Genomic DNA, 21,686 nt, shown 5'->3' with positions numbered 1-21,686 from the left:
GCGGACCGGCACCGGGCCTCCAGGGCGGAGCGCGACACGGGCGGAGCGCGACACGGGCGGAGCGCGACACGGCCGCAGCGCGCCCGCAGGACGTCAGCCGACGGCCTCGGACCACGCGCGCTCGAGTCCGGCTCGGTCGAGCAGCTCGGTCGGACGGACCTCGAGGTCGTCGGCGACGAAGTAGAACACCGCGTCGACCTGGTCGAGCGGCCGCCCGGTGAACTCGGCGTAGGCGACGCGGTACAACGCGAGCTGCAGGGTGCGGCGGGCCAGGTCGTCCGCCCCCGACGGCGCCTTGCCCGTCTTCCAGTCGACCACCTCGGCGCGCCCGTCGATCTCGTACACGGCGTCGAGCTTGCAGACGACGCTGTGGCCGAGGAACGGGATGTGGATCTCGCGCTCGACCTCGATCGGCGTCAGCCCGGCCCACCGTGAGCCGGCGAACGTCGCCTGGAAGTCCGCGAGGCGACGGGCATCGTCGTCGGTGACCACGGCGTCCGGCGACGAATCGGCGAGGTCGTCGGCATCGAGGTCGAGCTCGCCGTCCCACACGTCGAGCGTCTCGAGCGCGCCGCCGCTCCGTGCCCGCTGTTCCACCCACTGGTGGAAGAGCGTGCCGAGCCGTGTGGCCCGGTACGGGCGCTCCGGCATCGGCCGGCGGAGCCGCTCGGCCACGGAGTCGGGTTCGGTCAGGTAGTCCTTGAAGCCCGACGCCGGGACCCGGTGCGGGACGGCGACCGCGTGCTTCGCGTTCCGGGTGGCGTGCCGTTCGGCGAGCAGCAGGTCGATGTCGGCGGCGAAGCGCCCCGCAGCACCGGGGTTCGCGTTCCGCACCCGCTCGGCGGCAGCCAGGACCCGCGGCGCACGCTGCCCGAACGGCACGTGCGGCCAGGTCTGGGTCGCGCCGCTCTCCCCCATCGGGTTCTCGTCGTGCACCGTCGTCTCCGGGATCGCCGCACCGTCGATGACGCCGGCGTCCACCAGGTCGCGCAGGTAACGGCTCGGCTCGGTGGGTCGGACCCCGCCGGCCCAGAACGAGCCGGACACCAGCAGGTCGTGCTTCGCACGGGTCAGGGCGACGTAGGTGAGCCGGCGTTCCTCGTCCTCGTTGCGGGCCTTCACCTGTTCCTTGAAGGCGTCGATCGCCGTGGTGACGTCCTTCTGGGTCTCCTGCCCGCGCCATGCGAGTCGCGGCAGCTCGGCGGCGTCCCCGCGGAACTCGTACGGCAGCCGGCCGAACCCGAGCCAGCCGGACGAGCCCTCCTGCGGACGCGCCGGCAGGCCGCCCTCGACCATCCGGGGCACTGCGACGGCGTCCCACTCGAGCCCCTTGGACCCGTGGATCGTCAGGATCTGCACGGTGCCGGCCTCAGGCTCCTCGGACCGCGGGCCCATGTCGTCCCGTCGGGCTGCGGCGTCGATCCACCCGAGGAACGAACCGAGGTCGGCGCGGTCGTCGGTCGACACGAAACCGGCGAGCTCGTCGATGAAGGCGTCGAGGTACGCGCCGCTGCCCTGTTCGTGCGCGGCGACCTCGATGTCGAGTCGCATCTCCTGCACGACGAGCGTCACGAAGTCGACCAGGTCGCTCCCCGCGCGTGAGCGGAGCATCGCGAGCTGCCCGCCGAGCGCACGCATCCGGCTGCGACCCGCGGGGGTGATGCCCTCGAGCGCGCCGTGCTCGTCGGGTGCGGTCGCGACGAAGTCGAGCGCGTCGACGATCGACCCGTGCTCCCCGGCGGCCACCGAGGCCCGGAAGGCCGCGGTCAGGTCGTCGTCGAGGCGTTGCTGGGTGTGATCACGTTGGAACAGCCACCGGGCGAGCTGGTGCAGGGCGACGATGTCCGCCGCCCCGACCCGCCACCGTGCACCCGCGAGCAGCCGGATCAGGTCGTTGCCGGCCGCCGGGTCGTGCAGCACGCGCAGGCACGCCACCAGGTCGACGATCTCCGGACGCTGGAGCAGTCCGCCCGTGCCGAGCACGTGGTACGGCACCCCACGGGAACCGAGCGCCGCCGTGAACGCCGCGAGGTCCTTCCGAGCCCGCAGCAGCAGCGCCATCGAGCCCGCGGGGTTCTGCCTGCGGTGGTCCTGGAACCACGCCGCGACCTCGTCGGCCTCTTCCGGCAGGGTCTCGGGGAACACCACCCGCACGGTGCCGGCGTCCGCACCCGGCCGGGGCGAGAGCCGTTCGACGTCGACCTCGGACGCCTCGGACAGCGGCGACACGATCGCGTTCGCCCCCGCGAGCACGTCCACCGGGTTCCGCCAGCTGGTCGACAGCGCGAAGGTGACGGGTTCGGCCACGCCGGGTTCGTCGCCGCCGAAGTCGTGCGGGAACCGGGCGAGGTTCGCGGCGCTCGCACCACGGAACCCGTAGATCGACTGGTGCGGGTCGCCGACCGCCATCACCGAGTGCCCGCGGAACAGCCGGGCGAGGAACCGGGTCTGCACGACCGAGGTGTCCTGGTACTCGTCGAGGAGCACCACGCCGTACCGGCTCCGCAGGTCCGTGACGACGCGTGGGGCCGACTCGGCCGCGGCGAGCGCCAGGGCGATCTGGTCGGAGAACTCCACGAACCCGCGGTCGACCTTCTGTCGTCGGAACTCGGCGACCAGGTCGGCCAGGGGTTCGAGGGCGCCGATCGCGGCGACCGCGTCGGTGATCGCCTTGTACGGCTTGCCGCGGTTGCCGGGGAGTTCGAGCAGCTCCGAGAACTCGATCGCGAACCGGCGCAGGTCCTCTGGCTCGACGAGGTGTTCCGAGGTGGCACCGGCGAGCGCGACCACGGCTGCGGTCAGGGTGTCGACGTCGCGGTCGAGTCCGGCGAGCCGGTCGTCGCGGGCGGCCACCACCACCCGACGGGCGAGCTGCCAGGCCGACGGTTCGGTCAGCACCTGGGACTCGCCGTCACGCCCGACGAGCAGGGCGTTCTCGCGGAAGACCGCGTTGGCGAAGGCGTTGTACGTCGAGACCGTGGGTGCCTCGAAGGCGTCCCCGGGGGTGATCAAGCCCACGTCCTCGAGCGCACGGATGCGGTCGTTGATGCGGACGGAGAGCTCGCCGGCGGCCTTGCGGGTGAAGGTCAGGCCGAGGACCTCGTCGGGGCGGACGAGTCCGTTGGCCAGCAGCCAGACGACGCGCGAGGCCATCGTCTCGGTCTTCCCGCTGCCGGCACCGGCGACGACCAGCGCCGGCACGAGCGGTGACTCGATGACGGCGCGCTGCTGGGCGGTGGGACGGGGGCGGCCGAGAGCGTCGGCGATGGCGTCGGCGCCGTGCCGGATGACGGGCGGTGCAGCGGCAACCGTGCCGTCCGCAGCAGCAGCAGCAGCCGTGCCGGTCGTGTCCGCCGTGCCGGTCGTGTCCGCCGTGCCGGTCGTGTCCGCCGTGTCGCTCACCAGGTCACCTCCGCCACCACGTGGATCCGGCACTCGACCCCGGTCCGGGCCTTCTCGCAGTGGTCGTCCACGTTCGCCACGAACGTGCGTCCGGCCATGGCCCGCGCCACTCCGTGCAACCGCTCGCGGTAGGCCTCGCGCGCCTCGGCGTCGAACGCGTGCTGGGTCCGCTCGGAGTACGCCTGTCCGCCGCGGGGGTTCTGGACGAAGACCAGCCGGGCGTCGGTCATCGGAGACCCCGCCGGCACGCCCTCGACCGCGCCGTCCTCGACCGCGAGTTGGTAGGCCCCGAGCTGCGGGTGTTCCGGCATGTCGTTCTTCTCGCTGGGCATCGAACGGCCGGTCTTCAGGTCGACGACGCTCACCCGCCCCTCGGGGTCGACCTCGATGCGGTCGATGCTCCCCCGGATCCGGGCGGGCCCGGTCACGAGCGCGAACGAGGTCTCGGCGCCGAGCAGTCGACGGCCGGCGCTGGCGAAGGTGCGGAGGTAGTCGCTCAGCCCCTCGATCATCCGCCGGGTCCGGGCACGTTCGCGGTCGGCGACCCAGGGCGACTCGAACGTGAGCTCGTCCCACCGCGCCTCGACCCGCTCCCACAGCGACTCGACGTCGATCTCGGTGGCGTGCTCCATCGCTTCGTGGACGATCGTGCCGATGCCCATCGCCGGGCTCGGGGCACCGCCGCCGAAGGTCTGCGCGAACCAGTGCACCGGGCACTCCTCGAAGGTGCCGATCCGCGACGGCGACACCGACACGGCCGGGGAGACGGGCTCGCCGCCCTCGACCTCGGGCGCGGGCTCGGCGTCGAGGTCGACCAGGGGGTCGTCCGTGGTCGGTTCGGCGAGCCCGTACCACTCGTCCGGAGCCGCACCGGGGACCTCGGCCTCGGCCAGGCGGGCCAGGGCGGACGCGGCCTCGTGGTCGCCGGAGCCCACCACCCGGCGGCGCAGCGAGCCGGCGAGCCCACGCAGGGACAGTGGGTGGACGGTCGGCTGACGGTCAGGCGGCACCGGGACGAGCCGGACGAAGGGTGACGGCGACTCGTCGTCGTTCGCGACCGTGCCGATGACGACCTGGGTGGTGGCGCGCGAGACGGCCCGGGCGAACAGCCGGAGTTCGTCGGCGACCACGGCGGCACGGTCGTCGATGGGCGAACGCTCGACCCCGGCGGCAGCGCGGACCAGGCCGTCCGGGTCGAGCAGACTGCCGCGCACCCGGGTGTTGGGCCAGACGCCGTCCTGCAGACCGAGCACGACGACCACGTCGCACTCGAGCCCGATCGTCGCCGACGGCGTCAGGACCCGCACCCGGCCGGCGGTCCGGTCCGGGCCGATCGAGTCCTCTGGCAGGTCGGCGCCGAGCAGGTCGTCGACGAAGACCCGCGCGGGGGCGTCCGGCGTGCGCTCGACGAAGCGCTTGGCGGCGGTGAACAGGCCGACGACGGCGTCCAGGTGCCGGTCGGCTTCCCCGGCGCCGACCCCACCGGCGGCGGACTGGGCGCCCCACGACTTTGCAAGACCGCTGCGTTCCCAGAGGCCCCAGAGGATCTCCTCGATGCTCGATCCTGCCTGGGCGTCGGCACGCGCCTGCACCAGGCTCCGGGCCAGCCGGGTCGCCCGGCGCGCGAACCCGGCGTCCACCGTCACCAGGCGCTCCGGTGCGCCCAGGGCATCGACCAGCAGTTCGTCGGCGGTGCGGCTGCCGTCGCCCGCGAGTTCCTCGCGCCGCAGGGCGAGCCGGAGCCGACGCATCGCCAGGGTGTCGAGGCCCCCGAGGGGCCCGGTGGCGAACGCGGTGGCCAGGGCGGCGTCGAGCGGCAGGACGTCGAGCGCCACCGCAGCCGCGTCGAGCAGCGCCCGCGCCGCGGAGTCGTCGCGCGGGCGGACGGGCGCGGCACCGGCGGTCGCCGGGACCTCGGCCACGGAGAGTGCCCGGACGAGTTCGGGGATGGCAGCACCGCTGCGGGTGACCACGGCCATCCGGTGCCACGGCACACCGTCGAGCAGGCGGTGTTCGCGCAGTCGACGGGCGATCGCCACGACGAGCGCGGACCGGCTGGCGGCCTCGAGGTGCACGACGGCGTCGGACCGCGCATCCTGGTCGCCCGCCGAGGCGCTGCGCTGCCGGCCGGCCGCCGCGGTGCCGATGCGACCCGTGACGCCGGTGACCAGGGCGCGGATCGGGGCGGGGTGCCGGTGGACCGCGCCGAGGAACAGCTCGTCGACGCGGTCCACCCCGAGGCGCACGGCCAGCCGACCGAGCACGTCCGGTTCGGCGCCGCGGAACGCCGAGGCGGCGATGTCCGGGTCGCCGAAGGCCACGACCTGCACGCCGGAGCGCGCGAGTGCCCCGAGCAGCGCGATCTCACCCTCCACCAGTTCCTGCGTGTCGTCGACCACGACCAGGCGCAGGGCGGCGATGCTCGCGGGGAGCTCGTGCCGCAGCACCGCGGCGGTGGCGTACGCCACGAGTTCGCCGGAGTCGAGCCCGGTCGGCCGGAACGCGGTGACCGATGCCCGGTAGTCGTCCACGAAGTCCCCGACGGCCCGCCACTCGGGCCGTCCGAGCTCGTCGCCGAGTTCCCGCATGTCGTCGGGCTCGACGCCGGCCGCCACCGCACGCATCATGACGTCGCGCAGGGCGGTGCGGAACCCCGCTCGCTCCCGGACGACGGCGGTGATCGGGTCGGGCCAGGTCGGTCCGGCTCCGTCGAGTTCGTGGCCGGCGAGCAGCTCGGCGATGATCCGGTCCTGCTCCCCACCGGTCAGCAGCGTCGGGGGTTCCTGCCCCTGCACCGACGCCGCGTCGGTGACGATCTGGAACGCCAGCGAGTTCACGGTGCGGGCGAGTGCACCCGGCACGACCCGGTCGACCGCCCGAGCGAGCCGGTCACGCAGCGCCGTCGCGGCCGTCCGCGCCGAGGTCAGGGCGAGCACCGTCGCGTGGCCGTCGGGGGTGATCGCGTCGGGTCGGGTCAGCCGGTCGGCGACGAGCCGCGCGAGCGTGGTCGTCTTGCCGCTGCCCGGCGCACCGATCACCGCGGCGTGACGGCCGTCCGGCAACGCGAGCACCGCGGCCTGCGAGGGGTCGTCGACCAGTGCGCGCGCGAACCCGGTGTCGTCGGGAGCGGGCATCAGCGTGGTCTGCGGCACGCTCGTACGGTACCCAGGACCGCCGACAGCACCGCTGCGGACGCGCGGGGCACCGGTCGTCACGCCGTCGAGTGCGCCCGCGGCGAACGCCCGATGCCGCACGGGACCGCTCGGATACGCTGTGCTCGTGGACATCAAGATCGGCATCATCAACAGCCCCCGCGAGATCGCCTTCGAGACCGCCCAGACCGCGGACGAGGTCGAGAAGGCCGTGTCCGAGGCGCTCACCGCCAAGTCGACGCACCTGTCGCTCCAGGACGACAAGGGCCGTCGCTTCATCGTCCCCGTCTCGGCCCTGGCGTACGTCGAGGTCGGCGCGGAAGAGGCACGGCGCATCGGCTTCGTCGCCTGACGACGTGGAACTGCTCTTCGCCGTCCTCGGCGGCGTCATCATCGGTGCGGTCGCGCACGTGATCCTGCCGTGGCGGTCGAACCGTGGCGTGCTCGTCGGCCCAGCGGTCGGCGGCATCGCCGCAGCAGTGCTCTGGGAAGCGCTGACCTGGGCCGGGTGGCGGTACGACGGCACCTGGATCTGGGTCGTGGCCCTCGTGGGGTCCGGCGTGGTCGTCCTCGTCGTCGAGTGGCTCCTCGGCACGCAGCGCGACAAGCGCGACGCCGAGTACTACGAGCAGCTCAAGACCCGCGGCGCCTGACGCTCGAGCAACTCAGACGCGCGGCGCCTGACGCTCGAGCAACTCAGACGCGCGGCGCCTGACGCTCGACCGCTCAGGCCGTCAGCCCGAGCGCGTCCATGCGTCGGGTGTGCGCGGCGATGAGCTCGGTCCAGACCGGCTCGAGCCGTTCCTGGTCCTCGCGGGCGTGCGACGCCAGCGCCGACCGTGCGACGAGCAGGGTGTCGCCCACCAGACGTCGTCCCCACATCGCCAGACGCGAACCGATCTGCGGGTCGTCCTCGATGTGAGCCGTCAGCTCCTCGACGACCGCCGCTTCCTCGCGCGCGTCGAACACCGACCGCAGCCGCTGCCGCACGTCCGTCGGCAGCGAGCGGAGCAGGTTGCCGAACAGGTCGTTCAGGATGCCGGCGGTCACGTAGCCGGTCAGCATCGACTCGTACCAGTCGGCGCCGCTCGTCCGTTCGAGGAACAGGTCGATCGCCTCGCGGTGCGGGGCCATCAGCGCCGCCGGGTCGCCACCGCTGCGCTCGATCTCGGCCACGATCGTGCGGTGCCGCTCGAGCGCCGTGGTCGCGAGGACCCCGGTGACCAGACGGCCGGAGAGCGTCGGGGCCGAAGCACCGGCTCGTCCCATCGTCTCGTAGACGGAGAGCTGCAGGTACGCGGCCTGCCCGAGGTAGACGTCGAGCTCCGGGGTGACGTCGTCGAGCGCGAGGCGCTTGACCTGCGCGGCTCCGCGCGGGTTCCGCGACGCGAGCCAAGCGGCAGCGAGCTGCGCCGCGCGCTTCCGGTTCCACCACGAGACCACCCGACCAGCATAGAGGGCGAGTCCCGTGGCACCCGCCGGTCGCCCGCCCGGACGCCTCGACGCACCCCTGAGCACCCCGGAGCACCCCGGAGCACCCCGGACCACTCGCCCGTCGGTAGACTGGCCCGGACTTCCACCAGAACTAAGGTGATTCTTTGACTTTCTCAGACCTCAACATCGACCAGGACATCGTCGATGCACTGGCCGGCAAGGGCATCATCGAGCCCTTCCCGATCCAGGAACAGACCATCCCGCTCGGCCTGACCGGCCAGGACATCATCGGCCAGGCCAAGACGGGTACCGGCAAGACGCTCGGCTTCGGCCTGCCGCTGATCCAGCGACTCGGCGCCGATCCGGCGCACGGCGTGAAGGCGCTCGTCGTCGTCCCGACCCGTGAACTCGCGGTCCAGGTCACCGAGGACCTCGAGCTCGCGGCCTCGAACCGCCCGACCACGGTCGTCTCGATCTACGGCGGCAAGGCCTACGAGGGCCAGGTGGAGCAGCTCAAGGCCGGTGCCCAGATCGTCGTCGGCACGCCCGGGCGGCTCATCGACCTGCAGCGGCAGCGTCTGCTCGACCTCTCCCACGTGCAGGAGGTCGTGCTCGACGAGGCCGACCGCATGCTCGACCTCGGGTTCCTGTCGGACATCGAGCGCATCTTCCAGGCCGTCCCCGAGGTGCGGCACACGATGCTGTTCTCGGCGACGATGCCCGCGCCGATCGTCGCCCTCGCCCGCCGGTTCATGAGCCGTCCGGTGCACATCCGGGCGACCGACCCGGACGAGGGCCTCATGCAGGCCAACATCAAGCACCTCATCTACCGTGCGCACTCCCTGGACAAGGACGAGGTCATCGCCCGCATCCTCCAGGCCGAGGGCCGCGGCAAGACCGTGATCTTCACCCGCACCAAGCGTGCCGCGGCGAAGCTCGTCGAGGAACTGAAGGACCGCGGGTTCAACGCCGCAGCGGTGCACGGCGACCTCAACCAGGAGCAGCGCGAGCGCGCGATGGCGGCGTTCAAGGCCGGCAAGCGCGACGTGCTCATCGCCACCGACGTCGCCGCCCGCGGCATCGACGTGGACGACGTCACGCACGTGATCAACCACACGATCCCGGACGACCCGGACACGTACCTGCACCGCGCCGGCCGCACGGGCCGCGCCGGCAAGACCGGTATCGCGGTCACGTTCGTCGACTGGGACGACCTGCACAAGTGGACGCTGATCGACAAGGCCCTCGAGTTCGGCATCCCCGAGCCCGTCGAGACCTACTCGTCGTCGCCCCACCTGTTCGAGGAACTCGACATCCCCAAGGGCACCAAGGGCCGTCTGCCCGGCTCGTCGTCGCACGCAGCCTCGGCTGGCGCCCCCGTCGAGAAGCGCAGCAGCGACCGCCCGGCCTCGGGTTCGGGTTCGGGTTCGCGTGACGCGTCGCGTTCGCGGTCGCGCAGCCGCACCCGGTCGGGAGGCTCGGAGCAGTCCGCCCCGCAGGCTCCGGCCACCGAGTCGGTCGCCCCCACCGCCGCGGCCGGCACCGAGGACGGCTCAGCCGTCGAAGGTGGTACCACCACGGACGGCGCCGCGAAGCGTCGTCGCCGTCGCCGCCGTCGCGGAGCCGGCACCGGCGATGCCTCGGCGACCGCCTCGGCACCGCAGGGTACGTCGGACGGCGAGTAGCGCCTCCAGACCGAAGGGCCCGTCGCTGACGCGACGGGCCCTTCGTCGTCCCCGCCCGCCGACTGCCCCGCGAGGGCGACAGATCGCCGCCAACTGTCGGCGGGGATCTGTCGCTTTCGCGGATGGGTCAAGCCGCGCCGACCGAGTTCTGTCGCTTCGGTGGGACGGCGCGACGCGTCAGGACAGGCGCGAGCCGGGTCCGACGACGGGAGCGCTGCCCGTCGCCTCGGACACGATCGCGTCGAACGAGACGCGTGCGGTGCGGTGTTCCCCCAGCCGGTTCGGCTTGCCGGTGCCGTGGTAGTCGCTCGAACCGGTGACGAACAGGCCGTAGCGCGTCGCCCAGTCGAGCAGGGTGCGCTTGCCGTGTGCCAGGTTCTCGCGGTGGTCGACCTCGAGCCCGCCGAGCCCGGCGTCGACCAGGTCGCGGAGCATCGGCTCGTCGATGACGATCCCGCGCGAGGACGCCGCGGGGTGCGCGATGACGGGCACGCCGCCGGCCTGCCGGATGAGTTCGACGCCGCGCAGGGGCGACGGTGCCTCGTGGGGTTCGTAGTAGCCGGACGCCGGGTGCAGGATGCCGCGGAACGCCGCGGACCGGTCGGACTCGAGCCCGCGGGCGACCAGGGCGTCGGCGATGTGCGGGCGGCCGATCGTGGCACCGGGGCTGGACTGGGCCAGGACGTCCGCCCAGGTGATCGGGTGGTCCTCGGCGATGCGGTCGACCATGCGGTGCGCGCGGGAGAGCCGGCCGTCGCGGATCCGGGTCGTCTCCTCGACCAGTCCGGGGTGCTCGGGGTCCACCAGGTAGCCGAGCACGTGCACGCTGCGGTAGCCGATGCGGGTGCTCAGCTCGAGGCCCGGCAGCAGGGTCAGGGGCAGCTCGTGCGCCGTGGCCGTGGCGTCCGCCCACCCCGCGGTCGTGTCGTGGTCGGTCAGCGCGACGGCGTCGAGTCCGGCGGCCGCGGCCGCTCGGACGAGCTCCGCTGGCCGCTCGGTGCCGTCGGAGACACTGGAGTGCGCGTGCAGGTCGATGAACGGGTCTGGCACGTGGCCAATGCTATCCACAGGTGAGCGGCCGCACAGGCCGGGTGTCGCCCGGCGGTGCGATGATGGACGCATGGCCGACACGACTCCCCGCGCGACGAGCAACCGATCCACGACCCCCGGGTCCTCGACCTTCAAGGACTTCATCGGGTCGCAGTGGGCCGAGCGCTCGGAAGCGCAGCCCGAGCCCCGCGAGCAGGCCGCGTTCGCCGCCGAGCGTCGCGCGCGCGTCTCCGAGCTGCACCCGGGCCGCACGATCGTGGTGCCGGCCGGGCAGGCCAAGGTCCGCTCGAACGACTGCGACTACCCGTTCCGCCCGCACTCCACCTTCGCGCACCTGACCGGTTGGGGCACCGACACCGTCGTCGGCTCCGTGCTCGTGATGACGCCGAACGGCTCCGGCCACGACGCCACGCTGTACTTCCGCGCCACCGCGGGCCGCGACTCGGAAGAGTTCTACGCCAACCCCGAGATCGGGGAGTTCTGGGTCGGTCCGCGCCCCTCGCTCGACGCCGTCGCCGCCGACCTCGGGCTGGCCACGGCCGACCTCGGGGCGTTCACGGCCGTCGCCGACGCACTCGACGCGTCGGCGCTGCTCGTCCGTGAAGCCGACGACGACCTGACCCGTTCGCTCGACGCCCGCATCGGCGCAGCGATCGGTGGCGCGGACGAGACCGAGGGGTCGCCAGCCACCGACGACCTGCTCGCCCGCGACCTGTCCGAGCTGCGACTGGTCAAGGACGCGTACGAGGTCCGTGAGCTCCGCAAGGCCGTCGACGCCACGAAGCACGGGTTCGACGACGTCATCGGCGACTTCGACGCCGTGCTCGCGCACCCGCGCGGTGAGCGCATCGTCGAGGGCACGTTCAACCGCCGGGCGCGCGCCGACGGCAACACCGTGGGCTACGACACCATCGCCGCCTCCGGCCACCACGCCTGCATCCTGCACTGGACCCGCAACGACGGCGCCGTGCAGCCGGGCGACCTCATCCTCATCGACGCCGGGGTCGAGGTCGACTCGTTCTACACCGCCGACATCACCCGCACGCTCCCGGTGAGCGGCACGTTCTCCCCCGTGCAGCGGATGGTCTACGAAGCCGTGCTCGAGGCCGCCGACGCCGCGTTCGCGATCGTCAAGCCGGGCATCACGTTCCGCCAGGTGCACGCCACCGCGATGGAGGTCATCGCGCGCAAGACCGCCGAGTGGGGCTTCCTGCCGGTCTCGGCCGCCGAGTCGCTCGAGCCGGACAACCAGTTCCACCGTCGTTACATGGTGCACGGCACGAGCCACCACCTGGGACTCGACGTGCACGACTGCGCGAAGGCCCGTCGTGAGATGTACCTCGACGGCACCGTGCAGGCCGGCATGGTCTTCACGATCGAGCCCGGGCTGTACTTCCAGCAGGACGACCTGACCGTGCCGGAGGAGTTCCGCGGCATCGGTGTCCGCATCGAGGACGACATCCTGGTGACCGAGGACGGCGCCGAGAACCTGTCGGTCGGCATCCCCCGGACCCCCTCGGAAGTGGAGGGGTGGATCGCCCGCTCGGGCCGCTAGCCTGATCGGGTGACCATGCCCGAGGCCTCCCCGAACACCATCTCGATCGAGGTCGAGCACTTCGACTCCCCCGACGCCCAGCGACTCCGCGCCGCCCAGCGCCTGGAGATCGACCGGGCGCACGGCGGCGACACCGAACCGGGTGAGAAGCCGACCGCCGAGTCGATCGCGGTGTTCTTCGTCGCACGCGACGAGTCCGGGACTCCACTCGGGTGCGGGGGCCTGCGCATCGTCGACGACGGCATCGCCGAGATCAAGCGGATGTACGTCCGACCGGAGTCCCGCGGCTCCGGCGCCGCGGCTGCGTTGCTGCGCCGGCTGGAAGAAGCGGCGCTCGACCTCGGGTCCCCGGCGCTCGTCCTCGAGACGGGCACGGAGCAGCAGCGCGCCGTCGGGTTCTACCAGCGCGAGGGGTTCCGGCGGATCGCGAACTTCGGGCCCTACGTCGGGGCGCCCCTGTCGGTCTGCTTCTCGAAGGTCCTCTAGCCCGCCCGAGCCTGCCCGGACCGCGCCGCGCGCAAGCCCGGCTCGCGCGCGCCCGAGCCCGCTCGGCTCTCGGTCACGACGTGCCGTCTGCCCGAGGTCGAGCGGTCACGAACCGTCGTCTGGGCCGGCGCCGAACGACGATCTCTGACCGCTCGAGGCCGTGCGCGCGGGGTGTTGCGACCGCCCGGACCACCCGGACGCCGCCGAGGTCGCACGAAGTGCCGCCCGCGCAGCTCGGCGGCGACAGTTCGTGCGACCTCGGCGAACGCGAACGGCGTGTCGAGCGATCTCGCACGACCCGACCTCGCGCGACCCGATCTCGCGCGACCCGATCTCGCACGACCCGAGGACGAAGCCCGATCGCGCCGGCCGGAGCCCGGCTAGCGGCGGTCGCTGTCCCCGTCGCCGTCGCGCTGGGCGTCCGGCGAGGACGAGGGCTCCGGCGGCGTGGCACCGGCGACCCGCTCGCCGTAGCGCGGCGGCTCCTCGGGTCGACGCTCCGGCACCGGCGGGGCCGCGGGGGCGGCAGCCGTCTCGGGGGTCTCCCCGTACCGGGGTCCGTCGTTCGTGCCGTAGCGCGGTGGGCCCGAAGGCGCACCCGTCTGCGCGCCGGGGGCCGACGTACCGGGGTGGTGCGGGCCTCCCGGCTGCTGGTGCGGTGTGGCGTGCCCGCCGTACGGCGACTGCTGCTGCGGCGGGACCCCACCGGGGCCCGGACGCCACTGCTGCTGCTGCTGCTGCTGGGGAGCGTCATTCCAGTGGGTGGACGGGGTCGCCCCGTGCTCACCGAGGATGCGCTGCGCCTGCCCGGTCAGCTGCGGGTTGACGACGATCTGGTAGTTCGTGGCGAGCACCTGGTGCACGCTCGTGAAGTCGCGCTGCCGCTTCGTGATCGCGAACGAGACGATGCCGTAGAGCATGCCGAACGCGGCACCGATGATCGCAGCAGCCAGGATCAGGCCGCCGGCGCTCGGCGAGAAGAGCGTGAGCACGATGCCGAAGAAGATGCCGAGCCACAGGCCGGACAGCGCGCCGGCGATGGCGGCACGGCCGTAGGTCATCTTGCCGGTGACCCGCTCGACCGTCTTCAGGTCGTTGCCGACGATCGAGAGCTGGTTGACGGGGAAGTCGGCCTCGGCCAGCTTCGCCACCACGCGCTGCGCGTCGGGGTAGCTGTCGTACGTTCCCAGGACGTCGCCCTTGGGCAGCGTCGGGAACGCCTGGGCGGTCCTGCCGGCGAAGGGGCTCTGATTGCTCACACAGCCATCATTCACCGCACACCTTGCAATCGCACGTGCACTCTCAGGGAAGCAGCCGATCGCAAGCCGTCGACCGGTGCCGTCGGCGGCGCGAGCGAACGCGCACACCCGAGCGACTACGCTGGGTCGGGTGAGCGCCACGAAGGTCTTCGTCGCCCGCCTCGCCGGGTGCTCCGTCTTCGACCCCGCGGGCGACCGCGTCGGCAGAGTTCGGGACGTCCTGGTCGTCTACCGCCGGGCCGATCCCCCGCACGTCGTCGGGCTCATCGTCGAGGTGCCCGGCAAGCGCCGCATCTTCGTGAGCATCGGCCGCATCACCTCCATCGGTGCCGGGCAGGTCATCACGACCGGCCTCGTGAACATGCGCCGCTTCGAGCAGCGTGGCGGCGAGGTCCGCGTCATCGCCGAGATGCTCGGCCGCAAGGTGCTCATCAAGAACCAGCGGATCCGCGCCACCATCGAGGACGTCGCGATCGAGGACCGCGGGCAGGGCGACTGGGAGGTCGCGCAGCTCTTCCTCCGCAAGCCGAAGACGACGCCGTCACCGTTCGGCAAGGGTCCGACGACGTTCGCGACGTGGAACGAGGTCACCGAGGACGAGCTCCCCGGCGAGGCCCAGTCCGCCGAGCACGTCATCGCCGCCTACTCCGACCTGCTGCCCGCCGACCTCGCGTCGACGCTGCTCGACCTGCCCGCTGAGCGCCGGTTCGAGGTCGCCGAGGAACTTCCCGACGACCGCCTCGCCGACGTGCTCGAGGAGATGCCCGACCAGGAGCGCATCGAGATCCTCACCCGGCTGGTGGATGCCCGCGCCGCCGACGTCCTCGACCAGATGCAGCCGGACGACGCGGCCGACGTCCTCGCCCAGTTCTCCGACGAGCGGAGTGAAGCCCTCCTGCAGCTCATGGAGCCGGAAGAGGCGCAGGACGTCCGCATGCTCCTGGAGTACGAGCCGGACACCGCCGGTGGTCTGATGACCACCGAACCGGTGATCGTCTCGGCCGACGCCACCGTGGCCGAGGGCCTGGCGCTGGTCCGCCGCCACGAGCTCGCTCCGGTGCTCGGCGCCGCCGTCTGCGTCACCCTGCCGCCGTACGAGCCGCCGACCGGTCGGTTCCTCGGACTCGTGCACTTCCAGCGGATGCTCCGCTACCCGCCGAACGAGCGGCTCGGCACGCTCATCGACCAGCAGACCGAACCGGTCCGGGTCGACGCGAGCGCCGCCGAGGTCACCCGCATCATGGCGACCTACAACCTGCTGTCCGTCCCCGTGGTCGACGACGCCCACCGTCTCGTCGGGGTGGTGACGATCGACGATGTCCTCGACCACGTCCTGCCGGACGACTGGCGAAGTCAGGGCGAGGGGGAACCCTCACCGCTTCCACGCCAACGCCCGCGCAGGACACCCGTGACGACGGGAAGGAGGACCACCCGTGGCCCGAACGGATGACAACCGTCGCGACCGTGACCGCCAAGAGGTCCGGCTCGACTCCCCGAAGGGCATGCGCACGCGTGTGCTCCCCAGCCGCCGCCGTGGTCGCGGGGACACCTTCGGTCGTGCGACCGAGGGCATCGCCCGCGGGATGGGCACGCCGTGGTTCCTCATCGGTCTCACGCTGTTCTGCGTGGTCTGGATGGGCTACAACACCCTGGCGCCGAAGCCGTGGCAGTTCGACTCGGCGGCGATCGGCTTCACGGCTCTGACGCTCGTGCTCTCGCTGCAGGCCTCGTACGCCGCCCCGCTGATCCTGCTCGCGCAGAACCGGCAGGACGACCGTGACCGCGTGCAGTTCGAGCAGGACCGCCAGCGCGCCGAACGCAACCTGGCCGACACCGAGTACCTGGCCCGCGAGGTCGTGGCCCTGCGCCTGGCGATGCGGGACATGGCGTCGAAGGACTTCATCCGCGCCGAGCTCCGCTCCCTGCTCGAGGAGCTCGACCGCCGCGACGCCGACGAGGCCGGCTACGCGGACGAACACGACAGCTCCACCCGTGGCTGACGCCGTCCCCACCGACGAACAGCTCGGCACGGCGGTCCTCGCTGCGCTCGGCCGCGTCATCGACCCCGAGATCCGCCGCCCCGTCACGGAGCTCGACATGATCCGTGGTGTCGACGTGCAGCCAGGAGGCGCGGTGCGCGTCGACCTGCAGCTCACGATCGTGGGGTGCCCCGCCGCCGACACCATCGAGCGCGACGTCCGCGTCGCCGCCGGGTCCGTCCCGGGGGTCGCCGCCGTCGAGGTCGACGTGTCCGTGATGGACCCGGCCACTCGTGCCGCGCTGACCGAGCGGCTGCGAGCCGGCCGTCCCAAGGGCATCCAGTTCACCGCGGACTCGCTCACGCGCGTCATCGCCGTCACGAGCGGCAAGGGTGGCGTCGGCAAGTCCACCGTCACCGTGAACCTCGCCGTCGCGCTAGCCCGCCGGGGTCTGCGGGTCGGGGTCGTCGACGTCGACGTGCACGGCTTCAGCGTCCCCGGCCTGATGGGTCTGACCGACGAGCACGGGGTCGCACCCCGCCCGACCCGCGTGGACAGCATGATCCTGCCGCCGGTGGCGCACGACGTGAAGGTCGTGTCGATCGGCATGTTCGTCGACGACGTCTCGACCGCGGTGTCGTGGCGCGGACCGATGCTGCACCGCACCGTGAACCAGTTCCTGACGGACGTGTTCTTCGGCGACCTCGACGTCCTGCTGCTCGACCTGCCCCCGGGAACCGGCGACGTCGCGATCTCGGTGGGGCAGCTGCTGCCGCACGCCGAGGTCCTGGTGGTCACGACCCCGCAGGCCGCCGCGGCCGACGTCGCCGAGCGCAGCGGGATCGTCGCCCGGCAGACCGGACAGCGGGTCATCGGCGTGGTCGAGAACATGGCGGGGCTCCTGCAGCCCGACGGCTCGGTGCTGCACCTGTTCGGCGAGGGTGGTGGCGCCGAGACCGCCGCACGGCTGTCCCGCGGGCAGGACGCCCCCGTCCCGGTGCTCGGCACCGTGCCGCTGTCCGTGCCGCTACGCGAGGGCGGCGACGCAGGCGTGCCCGTGGTGCTCGGTGCCCCGGAGGACCCGTCCGCCGTGGCCCTGACGGCGATCGCCGACCGGATCACCACGATGGGACGCGGGCTCGCCGGCCGGAAGCTCGGGTTGTCGCTGTCCTAGGCTCGGGGCATGAGCACCGATCACGTCGATGTCGACTGGGACCACGCACGCGCCATCAACCGCGCGAACTGGGACGACCGGGTGCCGATCCACGAGGGCGCCTACGCGATCGACGCCCTCGCCGACCCCGGCCACCGCTCGGACGTCGTCCGCGAGGACCTGCCGGCCCTGACGCCCTGGTTGCCGAACGGCTCGCTCGCGGGCCTCGGCGTCTGTCACCTGCAGTGCCACATCGGCACCGACACGGTGTCACTCGCCCGCGAGGGTGCCCGACTGACCGGCGTCGACTTCTCCCCCGCCGCCCTCGCCTCGGCCGCCGGACTCGCATCGCGCCTCGGGCTCGACGTCACCTGGGTCGAGACCGACGTCCTCGATGCCCGGGCCGCCGTCACCGGCGACTTCGACGTCGTGTACACGAGCATCGGCACGATCTGCTGGCTCCCCGACCTCGACCGCTGGGCTGCGCAGGTCGCCGGCCTGCTGCGCCCCGGCGGGGTGTTCTTCATCCGCGACGGACACCCGGCGCTGTACGCCCTCGACGAGGACGCCGACGAGCTCGTCACCCGGTACCGGTACTTCCCGGACGGCACCGCGCAGCAGTGGGACGACGCCGGCACCTACGCCGGCGACGGCACGGTGGCGAACGCCCGCACCTTCGAGTGGCCGCACCCGCTGTCCGAGATCGTGAACGCCCTGCTCGGTGCCGGGCTGCGGCTCCGACGACTCGACGAGGGCCGGACCCTGCCGTGGCGCTTCAGCTCCCGCATGGTCGAGACCGACACCGGCTCGTGGGCCTGGCCGGAACACGACCGCGACCGGATCCCCACGACCTTCACGATCGTCGCCACCCGCGACTGACCTGGTCCGTTCGGCGCATCCTGTGCGTTCGTTCATGGACAGGGCGTTCTACCCCGGCGCATTATGCAAGGGCATTACACAATGCCCTTGCGGAATGTGACGTGAGGGCTCCACCCGCCGGACGACGACGTCCGACCGAGGACAGGAGAACCGTGTGAACCAGAACACCCGCGTGCGATCGGGCCTCGTGGCCACCATCGCCGCCGTCATCGTCGCAGGGGGCTCGCTCACAGCGGCGCCAGCCCTCGCCGCGACGACCTGCGCGACCGCCTGGAGCGCCGGCACCGCCTACAACGGCGGAGCCACCGTCAGCGAGAACGGTTCGAACTACACCGCGAACTGGTGGACCCAGGGCGACGAACCGGCGACCCACTCCGGTGCGACCGGCAGCGGCCAGCCGTGGACGTCGTCCGGCACCTGCACCGGTGGCGGCACCGGCGGCGGGACCACCACCCCTGGCGGCGGTGGGACCACCACGCCCGGCAACGGCAGCACCGGCACCGCGAGCGGTCTGGTCTTCAGCCCGTACAAGGACATCACCGTGAACCTCGACTGGAACACGAACGTCATGAACACCGCGGTCACCGGCACGCGGATCCCGGTCGTCGGGTCGAGCAACAGCCTCGTGTCGACGCGGGAGCCCGGCCTCAAGGCCATCACGCTCGCCTTCGCCACCGGTACCTGCGGCAGCGAGAACTGGGGCGGGGTGGCCGCCGACGCGTTCGCCAGCGCCAACATCGCGAAGCTCGACGCTGCCGGCGTGAACTACATCGTCAGCACCGGTGGCGCCGCAGGCTCGTTCAAGTGTTCCGGCACCGCGCTGCAGTCCTTCATCGCCCGCTACGCTTCGCCGCACATGATCGGCGTCGACTTCGACATCGAGAGCGGGCAATCGGCCGCGGACGTGCAGAACCTGGTGAGCGCAGCGGCCCTGGCGCAGGCGAAGTACCCCGGCCTGCGCTTCTCGTTCACGCTCGCCACGCTGGCGGCGTCCGACGGCTCGTTCGGTGGACTGAACAGCACCGGCGACGCCACCGTCAAGGCGATCAAGGCCTCGGCGCTCACGAACTACACGATCAACCTCATGACGATGGACTTCGGACGCGCGACCACGGCCAACTGCGTGATCGTCGGGTCGACGTGTCAGATGGGGCAGTCCACGATCCAGGCGGTCACGAACCTGCAGCACACCTACGGGATCGCCTCGTCGAAGATCGAGGTCACCCCGATGATCGGCGTCAACGACACCTCTGACGAGGTCTTCACCCTCGCGGATGCCGACACCGTCGCCGCGTACGCCAAGTCCCACGGGCTCGCGGGCGTGCACACCTGGTCGCTCGACCGCGACACCCCCTGCCCGACGGCGCAGAGCACCGCGTCACCCACCTGCAGCTCGGTGGCCGGCACCACGGCCCTCGCCTGGACCGACCGCTTCCTGGCGGCCCTCAAGTAGGGAAGGACCGGGGGTCGCGACGCGACCCCCTGATGGACGGGAGGCCCGGTGCCAGCTGGCACCGGGCCTCCAGTCCGTCAGGTGGGGACGTGACGGGCGTCAGGTCGCCTCGGCGTCGAAGGGTGCCGGTTCACCGGCGGCCAGGGGCACGACGGGAGCCGTCGCGCGAACCTTGGAGGCCGTCACCTGCGCGGTCTGGACGGCTGCGGCACTCGTGCCGGAGTCGAGCAGGGCGTCGCGGATGATGCGGCGCGGGTCGTACTGGCGCGGGTCGAGTTTCTGCCACTCGATGTCGTCGAACTCGGGGCCCATCTCGTCGCGCATCCGCTCCTTCGCGGTGTCGGCGAACCGACGGACGGCCTTGACGAACTCGGCCAGCTTCTGGGCGTACATCGGCAGGCGCTGCGGCCCGAGCAAGAGGACGCCGATGACCCCGATGATCAGGATCTTGTCGAGCGGGATGTCCACGCGAGCGAGCCTAACGCGTGCTGCTGCGTTGCACCTCTAGAGTTGTCTCCCGAACGGAGTGTGCGTGTCAGAGAAAGAGTCGAACTGGAAGTTCGCCGAGGACATCGTCTCGGAGACCGAGGCGATCGCCCGTGCTCGTGAGCACTCCCTGGAACTCGGAGTCGAAGCGATCTCGCCCGCGATCGGTGCGCAGATCGGGGTGATCGCCGCAGCCTCGCGAGCCACGAGCATCATCGAGATCGGCACCGGCCTCGGGGTCTCCGGCCTGTACCTGCTCGCCGGCGCCCCGAACGCGACCCTGACGACGATCGACGTCGAGGTCGACCACCAGCAGTTCGCCCGCGACGCCTACATCAGCGCCGGCACCGCTCCCGCACGGATCCGGCTCATCCCCGGTCGGGCGAACCAGGTGCTCCCCCGCATGAACGAGGCCTCGTACGACGTCGTGCTCGTCGACGCCGACCCCGAGCACGTCATCGAGTACGTCGAGCACGGTCTCCGGCTCGCCCGCCTGGGTGGCACCGTCCTGGTGCCGCACGCCCTCTGGCGCGGACGCGTGGCCGACCCGGTGAAGCGCGACCGCGCCACCACGGACTTCCGGCTGCTCCTGACCGAGGTGTCGACCTCGGGTGCGGTGCGCAGCGCGCTGTCGCCCGCCGGTGACGGGCTGCTGCAGTTGACGAAGGTCACCAACTAGCGCTCGACCCGCCGGCGCTCGCGCAGGTCAGTCCAGGTGCCGCAGGTACCGCTCGGGCGACTCGAGGAACGCACGCTCGTTCCGCACCAGCTCGAGGTCGTGCCACTCGGTGCGCCGCAGGCCCCACTCGCCGACCTCGTGGATCTCGGCCCCGGGGAACGCGGCGAGCACGGGTGAGTGGGTCGAGAGCACGACCTGGCCGACACCCGTCTCGACGATGGACTGCAGGAGCCCGATGAGCGCCAGGCACCCCGAGAACGACAGGGCGGACTCCGGCTCGTCGAGGATCCAGAGCCCGGGCCACTGCGACCGGTGGATCACGAAGTCGAGGAACGACTCACCGTGGCTCCGCTCGTGGAACAGGGGCTCGGCTCCCCCGGGGTGCTGTTCGAGGTAGGTGAAGACCCCGTGCATGGTCTCCGCGCGCAGGAAGAAGCCGGACCGCACCGCTCCGGGCTCCCGATGCAGGGCGATGTGTTCCCAGAGCTGCGATTCGCTCGGGCGGGTGCTGTGCCCGGACTTCGTCGAACCACCCTCGGGCCCCATCCCGAAGGCGAGCGCCATCGCCTCGACCAGGGTGGACTTGCCGGCGCCGTTCTCGCCGACCAGCACCGTCACCGGAGCGAGGTCGAGCCCGTCGTCGAGCAGCTGCCGTACGGGCGCGAGCGTGGCCGGCCAGACGCTGCGCGGCATCGGGTCGGGCGCGTACTCCTCGACGCGGCGGATCGGCAGTCTCGTCCTCGGCACGGCCCCATCCTGCCGGAGCCGACCGACACCGCGTGTGGGCGCCCCCTACCGGCGGGCAGACGGAAGGCCCGGAGCGTACACGCTCCGGGCCTTCCGTTCTGGTGCTTCGACGTACTAGGCCGAGACGACCTCAGCGAGTGCGTCGTGGAGTTCCTTGGCCTCGGCATCGTTGACCGAGACGACCAGGCGGCCTCCACCTTCGAGCGGAACCCGCACGATGATGAGTCGACCCTCCTTAACAGCCTCCATCGGCCCGTCACCGGTCCTCGGCTTCATGGCTGCCATCA

The 21,686-nt window shown here is 72.1% G+C and carries 19 protein-coding genes; 11 read left to right on the top strand and 8 right to left on the bottom strand.

What is annotated here, in order from left to right:
• Window positions 1–93: 93 nt before the first annotated feature.
• Together DEJ19_RS05055 and DEJ19_RS05050 are read right to left on the bottom strand one after the other, a co-directional pair.
• Window positions 94–3,402: an ATP-dependent helicase gene (locus DEJ19_RS05055; RefSeq protein WP_258377405.1), complete on the bottom strand. Its 3,309-nt coding sequence runs from the start codon at window positions 3,400–3,402 to the stop codon at window positions 94–96.
• Window positions 3,399–6,554 carry a UrvD/REP family ATP-dependent DNA helicase gene (locus DEJ19_RS05050; protein WP_181441538.1) on the bottom strand — a complete coding sequence of 1,052 codons (3,156 nt, stop codon included), beginning with the start codon at window positions 6,552–6,554 and terminating at the stop codon, window positions 3,399–3,401. Before DEJ19_RS05050 ends, DEJ19_RS05055 begins: the two co-directional genes overlap by 4 nt.
• Before the next feature lie 127 nt (window positions 6,555–6,681).
• Here DEJ19_RS05050 and DEJ19_RS05045 point away from each other — a divergent pair, with 127 nt between their 5' ends.
• Together DEJ19_RS05045 and DEJ19_RS05040 are read left to right on the top strand one after the other, a co-directional pair.
• Window positions 6,682–6,906 (top strand): DUF3107 domain-containing protein, encoded by a 225-nt coding sequence (locus tag DEJ19_RS05045; RefSeq protein ID WP_031259670.1) that lies wholly within the window; start codon window positions 6,682–6,684, stop codon window positions 6,904–6,906.
• Window positions 6,907–6,910: 4 nt separating this feature from the next.
• On the top strand, window positions 6,911–7,207 hold the full coding sequence (locus DEJ19_RS05040; RefSeq protein WP_027464580.1) for a hypothetical protein: 297 nt from the start codon (window positions 6,911–6,913) through the stop codon (window positions 7,205–7,207).
• Between the two features lie 73 nt (window positions 7,208–7,280).
• Here the strand turns inward: DEJ19_RS05040 and DEJ19_RS05035 are convergent, their stop codons facing one another.
• Window positions 7,281–7,997, bottom strand: coding sequence for a ferritin-like fold-containing protein (locus DEJ19_RS05035; protein ID WP_258377406.1), 717 nt, complete (start codon window positions 7,995–7,997; stop codon window positions 7,281–7,283).
• 155 nt (window positions 7,998–8,152) lie between these two features.
• On the opposite strand from DEJ19_RS05035, the gene DEJ19_RS05030 reads away from it, so the two are divergent.
• On the top strand, window positions 8,153–9,673 hold the full coding sequence (locus tag DEJ19_RS05030) for a DEAD/DEAH box helicase (protein WP_111233325.1): 1,521 nt from the start codon (window positions 8,153–8,155) through the stop codon (window positions 9,671–9,673).
• A gap of 177 nt (window positions 9,674–9,850) precedes the next feature.
• On the opposite strand, the gene DEJ19_RS05025 is transcribed toward DEJ19_RS05030, so the two are convergent.
• Complete coding sequence (locus DEJ19_RS05025; protein ID WP_110864454.1) at window positions 9,851–10,723, bottom strand: PHP domain-containing protein; 873 nt, start codon at window positions 10,721–10,723, stop codon at window positions 9,851–9,853.
• A gap of 70 nt (window positions 10,724–10,793) precedes the next feature.
• Here DEJ19_RS05025 and DEJ19_RS05020 point away from each other — a divergent pair, with 70 nt between their 5' ends.
• On the top strand, window positions 10,794–12,278 hold the full coding sequence (locus DEJ19_RS05020; protein ID WP_111094756.1) for an aminopeptidase P family protein: 1,485 nt from the start codon (window positions 10,794–10,796) through the stop codon (window positions 12,276–12,278).
• 15 nt (window positions 12,279–12,293) lie between these two features.
• Complete coding sequence (locus tag DEJ19_RS05015; protein WP_071405472.1) at window positions 12,294–12,764, top strand: GNAT family N-acetyltransferase; 471 nt, start codon at window positions 12,294–12,296, stop codon at window positions 12,762–12,764.
• Window positions 12,765–13,144: 380 nt separating this feature from the next.
• On the opposite strand, the gene DEJ19_RS05010 is transcribed toward DEJ19_RS05015, so the two are convergent.
• Window positions 13,145–14,023 carry a YflT domain-containing protein gene (locus DEJ19_RS05010; RefSeq protein ID WP_111233326.1) on the bottom strand — a complete coding sequence of 293 codons (879 nt, stop codon included), beginning with the start codon at window positions 14,021–14,023 and terminating at the stop codon, window positions 13,145–13,147.
• Window positions 14,024–14,153: 130 nt separating this feature from the next.
• Here DEJ19_RS05010 and DEJ19_RS05005 point away from each other — a divergent pair, with 130 nt between their 5' ends.
• The 5 genes from DEJ19_RS05005 to DEJ19_RS04985 all read left to right on the top strand — a co-directional run bounded on the left by DEJ19_RS05005 (window position 14,154) and on the right by DEJ19_RS04985 (window position 19,487).
• On the top strand, window positions 14,154–15,473 hold the full coding sequence (locus DEJ19_RS05005; RefSeq protein ID WP_027464574.1) for a magnesium transporter MgtE N-terminal domain-containing protein: 1,320 nt from the start codon (window positions 14,154–14,156) through the stop codon (window positions 15,471–15,473).
• A 52-nt stretch (window positions 15,474–15,525) separates the two neighbouring features.
• Complete coding sequence (locus tag DEJ19_RS05000; RefSeq protein ID WP_042539423.1) at window positions 15,526–16,023, top strand: DUF1003 domain-containing protein; 498 nt, start codon at window positions 15,526–15,528, stop codon at window positions 16,021–16,023.
• The gene (locus DEJ19_RS04995) at window positions 16,016–17,176 is read left to right on the top strand and encodes a P-loop NTPase (protein WP_111233327.1); all 1,161 of its coding nucleotides are present in this window, start codon (window positions 16,016–16,018) and stop codon (window positions 17,174–17,176) included. The genes DEJ19_RS05000 and DEJ19_RS04995 overlap by 8 nt, the downstream gene beginning before the upstream one ends.
• A gap of 9 nt (window positions 17,177–17,185) precedes the next feature.
• On the top strand, window positions 17,186–18,034 hold the full coding sequence (locus tag DEJ19_RS04990; protein WP_111233328.1) for a class I SAM-dependent methyltransferase: 849 nt from the start codon (window positions 17,186–17,188) through the stop codon (window positions 18,032–18,034).
• A 154-nt stretch (window positions 18,035–18,188) separates the two neighbouring features.
• Entirely contained in the window at window positions 18,189–19,487 is a 1,299-nt protein-coding gene (locus DEJ19_RS04985) for a carbohydrate-binding protein (RefSeq protein ID WP_071405465.1), read from the top strand.
• 99 nt (window positions 19,488–19,586) lie between these two features.
• Here DEJ19_RS04985 and DEJ19_RS04980 read toward each other — a convergent pair whose 3' ends face one another.
• Window positions 19,587–19,955, bottom strand: a complete 369-nt coding sequence (locus tag DEJ19_RS04980; RefSeq protein WP_027464570.1) for a twin-arginine translocase TatA/TatE family subunit — start codon at window positions 19,953–19,955, stop codon at window positions 19,587–19,589.
• 64 nt (window positions 19,956–20,019) lie between these two features.
• Between DEJ19_RS04980 and DEJ19_RS04975 the strand changes: the two genes are divergently transcribed.
• Complete coding sequence (locus DEJ19_RS04975) at window positions 20,020–20,652, top strand: O-methyltransferase (protein WP_017887052.1); 633 nt, start codon at window positions 20,020–20,022, stop codon at window positions 20,650–20,652.
• A gap of 27 nt (window positions 20,653–20,679) precedes the next feature.
• On the opposite strand, the gene DEJ19_RS04970 is transcribed toward DEJ19_RS04975, so the two are convergent.
• Complete coding sequence (locus DEJ19_RS04970; RefSeq protein WP_111100805.1) at window positions 20,680–21,399, bottom strand: AAA family ATPase; 720 nt, start codon at window positions 21,397–21,399, stop codon at window positions 20,680–20,682.
• 114 nt (window positions 21,400–21,513) lie between these two features.
• Window positions 21,514–21,684 (bottom strand): DUF3117 domain-containing protein, encoded by a 171-nt coding sequence (locus DEJ19_RS04965; protein WP_017887054.1) that lies wholly within the window; start codon window positions 21,682–21,684, stop codon window positions 21,514–21,516.
• Window positions 21,685–21,686 lie beyond the last annotated feature (2 nt).

Origin of the sequence: Curtobacterium sp. MCSS17_016 (genome assembly GCF_003234255.2) — a bacterium.
Taxonomy (GTDB): Bacteria; Actinomycetota; Actinomycetes; order Actinomycetales; family Microbacteriaceae; genus Curtobacterium; species Curtobacterium flaccumfaciens.
Note: the sequence above shows the minus strand (reverse complement) of the source record. Positions and strands in the feature narration are given on the sequence as shown.

Excerpts from the sequence above, each read along its gene's own strand:
- DEJ19_RS04965 (WP_017887054.1), bottom strand. The coding sequence starts at position 21,684 with ATGGCAGCCATGAAGCCGAGGACCGGTGACGGGCCGATGGAGGCTGTT.
- DEJ19_RS05020 (WP_111094756.1), top strand. The coding sequence starts at position 10,794 with ATGGCCGACACGACTCCCCGCGCGACGAGCAACCGATCCACGACCCCC.
- DEJ19_RS05015 (WP_071405472.1), top strand. The coding sequence starts at position 12,294 with ATGCCCGAGGCCTCCCCGAACACCATCTCGATCGAGGTCGAGCACTTC.
- DEJ19_RS04990 (WP_111233328.1), top strand. The coding sequence starts at position 17,186 with ATGAGCACCGATCACGTCGATGTCGACTGGGACCACGCACGCGCCATC.
- DEJ19_RS05000 (WP_042539423.1), top strand. The coding sequence starts at position 15,526 with ATGCGCACGCGTGTGCTCCCCAGCCGCCGCCGTGGTCGCGGGGACACC.